This is a genomic window from Mycobacterium sp. (genome assembly GCF_035314905.1).
In the GTDB taxonomy this organism is placed as follows: domain Bacteria; phylum Actinomycetota; class Actinomycetes; order Mycobacteriales; family Mycobacteriaceae; genus Mycobacterium.
In genome coordinates this window covers 1-3363 of sequence record NZ_DATFYW010000158.1, presented here as the reverse complement: position 1 = coordinate 3363, position 3363 = coordinate 1, and the positions used below count along the sequence as shown (strand labels likewise).

The 3363-nt window shown below is 67.8% G+C and carries 3 protein-coding genes; 2 read left to right on the top strand and 1 reads right to left on the bottom strand.

The window, feature by feature from the left end:
• Positions 1–445: GGDEF domain-containing protein (locus VKG81_RS13645; protein ID WP_324396735.1), on the top strand; the 445-nt coding region annotated here is incomplete at its 5' end.
• Positions 446–467: 22 nt separating this feature from the next.
• On the opposite strand, the gene VKG81_RS13640 is transcribed toward VKG81_RS13645, so the two are convergent.
• Complete coding sequence (locus tag VKG81_RS13640) at positions 468–1325, bottom strand: NAD-dependent protein deacetylase (protein ID WP_324396732.1); 858 nt, start codon at positions 1323–1325, stop codon at positions 468–470.
• A gap of 35 nt (positions 1326–1360) precedes the next feature.
• Here VKG81_RS13640 and VKG81_RS13635 point away from each other — a divergent pair.
• Positions 1361–3363 (top strand): NAD(+) synthase (locus VKG81_RS13635; RefSeq protein ID WP_324396730.1); only part of this gene is annotated, 2003 nt, incomplete at its 3' end.

Sequence of the window (3363 nt, the reverse complement as noted above, 5' to 3'; positions counted from 1 at the left end):
CGTCAACGACTCGATGGGTCACGACGCGGGCGACGACTTGATCCGGATCGCGGCGCAGCGATTACGCCACGGTGTACGCGCCGGGGATGTCGTCGCACGGCTCGGTGGTGACGAGTTCCTCGCGCTGCTGTGTGGTCCGATCGCCGACACCGACCTCAACGGGCTGGCCGCGCGGATCCACGCCGTGTTGCGCGAGCCGGTGGTGATCGCCGGCGCGAGCCTGCGAATCGGCGCCAGCATCGGGGTTGTGCTCATCGAGGACAACGACCGGCGCGGCGCCGACGAGGTTCTCCGGGACGCCGATCTGGCGATGTACCAGGCGAAGACCGACGGTCGCGGTCAAACCCACTACTTCACCGAACAACTTCGCGTCCGCACGCGACGCCGGGCCACGACCCACCGAAACGTGCCGCTAGGGCCGACGGGCGGACACGAAAAGAGTTGACGGCGTAGCATCTTTCACGTCGTCATCGCTTCGCGTGACAGCGGACTCCTTCCGACAGGCCGCACGGTAGTTCGTCGGCCAGAAGCGCCAGGATGGGTGAACAGCCGCCGTCCACTTTCACGTTGGCCAGGGCGTCGCCGCGGGTCGGTCCGCGGTTGACGATCGCAATCGGCATCCGCTTCGCGGCGGCGTGGCGCACAAACCGGTAGCCGGAGAACACGGTCAGCGACGAGCCCGCTATCAGCAGCGCGTCGGCGCCGTCGACAAGCGCGTGGGCCGCGTCGACCCGTTCCCTCGGTACGTTTTCGCCGAAATAGACGATGTTCGGCTTCAGCATGCCGCCGCAGGCCGGGCAGTCGACGATCCGGAACGACGATGTGTCGGCGACCGACGCGTCGGCGTCGGGGGCGACGACCGGTCCGCCGGCGCTTTGAACCCGCTGCGCGAACCCCGGGTTCGCCGCCTCCAGCAGCCCCGCGAGTTGACCACGCGTCATCGTGTGCCCGCAGTCCAGGCAGGCCACCTCGGCGTAGCTGCCGTGCAGGTTGACCACGGTTCGGCTGCCCGCCTTGGTGTGCAGGAGGTCGACGTTCTGGGTGATCACGCCGTCGACGACGCCCTCGAACTCGAGTGCGGCCAGCGACCGATGGCCGGCGTTGGGCCGCGTGCGGTGCATGTGCAGCCAGCCGACGTGGTTGCGGGCCCAGTACCGCTGACGGAACACCGGGTCGGACGTGAACTGGCGGATCGTCATCGGGTTGCTGGGCGGCGAGTCCGGTCCGCGGTAATCGGGGATTCCCGAATCGGTCGATATCCCCGCCCCGGTCAGCGCCGCGATGCGGCGCCCGGCCAGCAGCGCGACGAGTTCGGGGGCATCCACGCTTCGAGGGTAGGCGACAGGCGACAATGGAGGCGATGGACTTCTACTCCGCGTACCGCCAGGGGTTCGTTCGTGTCGCCGCCTGCACGCATCACACCGCGCTCGCAGAGCCCGCCGCCAACGCCGAATCCGTACTGGCGCTGGCGCGCGAATGCCACGGCGACAACGTCGCGTTGGCGATCTTTCCGGAGCTGACGCTGTCGGGGTACTCGATCGAAGACATCCTGATGCAGGACACGCTGCTCGACTCGGTCCAGGACGCGCTGGGCGAGGTCGTGGCGTCCTCGGTCGATCTGCTGCCGGTGCTGGTCGTCGGGGCCCCGCTGCGTTACCGGCACCGGGTCTACAACACCGCCGTCGTGATTCATCGCGGATCGGTGCTGGGGGTGGTGCCGAAGTCGTATCTTCCGACCTACCGGGAGTTCTACGAAAGTCGGCAGCTGGCGCCGGGCGACGAGACGCATGGCGTGATCCGGCTCGGTGGCACGGAGGTGCCGATCGGCCCGGATCTGCTGTTCGCGGCGTCGGATGTGCCCGGCTTCGTGCTGCATGTCGAGATCTGTGAGGACATGTTCGTCCCGATACCGCCGAGCGCCGGGGCGGCACTGGCGGGCGCGACGGTGCTGGCGAACCTGTCCGGCAGCCCGATCACCATCGGTCGAGCCGAAGACCGTTGCCTGCTCTCGCGTTCGGCGTCGGCGCGGTGCCTGGCCGCCTACGTCTACGCCGCTGCCGGCGAGGGCGAATCGACCACGGACCTGGCCTGGGACGGTCAGACGATGATCTGGGAGAACGGGCGGCTGCTCGCCGAGAGCGAGCGGTTCCCGAAGGGCCCTCGGCGGTCGGTGGCCGACGTCGATCTCGGGCTGCTGCGCTCCGAGCGGTTGCGCATGGGTACGTTCGACGACAACCGCATTCGTCACCGCGAGGTCGCGGACTCGTTCCGGCGGATCGAGTTTCGGCTCGATCCGCCCACCGGGGACATCGGGCTGCGCCGTGACGTCGAGCGGTTCCCCTTCGTGCCTGCGGATCCGTTGCGGCTGCAACAGGATTGCTACGAGGGCTACAACATTCAGGTGGCGGGCCTCGAGCAACGACTGCGGGCGCTGAACTACCCCAAATTGGTCATCGGCGTGTCCGGTGGCCTTGATTCCACTCACGCGCTGATCGTCGCGGCGCGCGCGATGGACCGGGAGAATCGGCCGCGCAGTGACATTCTGGCGTTCACGTTGCCCGGATTCGCGACCGGCGAGCGCACGAAAGGCAATGCGATCCGGCTGGCCCGCGCGCTGGGCGTCACTTTCGAGGAGATCGACATTCGGCCGACCGCGACGCTGATGCTGCAGGAGATCGGGCACCCGTTCGCGCGGGGGGAAGAGGTTTACGACGTCACCTTCGAGAATGTTCAGGCCGGGCTGAGGACCGACTACCTGTTCCGGATCGCGAACCAGCGCGGCGGGATCGTGCTCGGCACCGGCGACTTGTCGGAGCTGGCCCTCGGCTGGTCGACCTACGGTGTCGGCGACCAGATGTCGCACTACAACGTCAACTCGGGCGTGCCGAAAACCCTCATCCAGCACCTCATTCGCTGGGTCATCTCGGCCGGGCAGTTCGACCGGGAAGTCGGTGAGGTGTTGCAGTCGGTGCTGGACACCGAGATCACGCCCGAACTGGTGCCCGCCGGCGACGATGAGGAGATCCAGCGCAGCGAGGCGAAGGTGGGACCGTATTCGCTGCAGGACTTCTCGCTGTTCCATGTCCTGCGCTATGGGTTCACGCCGTCGAAGATCGCGTTCCTCGCCTGGCACGCGTGGAGCGACCCGAAGCGCGGCACATGGCCGCCGGGGTTCCCCGCGGATGAGCGGCCCTCCTACTCGCTCAAGGAGATCCGGCACTGGTTGCAGGTCTTCGTGCAGCGGTTCTATTCGTTCAGCCAGTTCAAACGGTCGGCATTGCCGAACGGCCCCAAGGTTTCCGCGGGCGGGTCGCTGTCACCCCGCGGCGATTGGCGAGCGCCGTCGGACATGTCGGCGCGCGC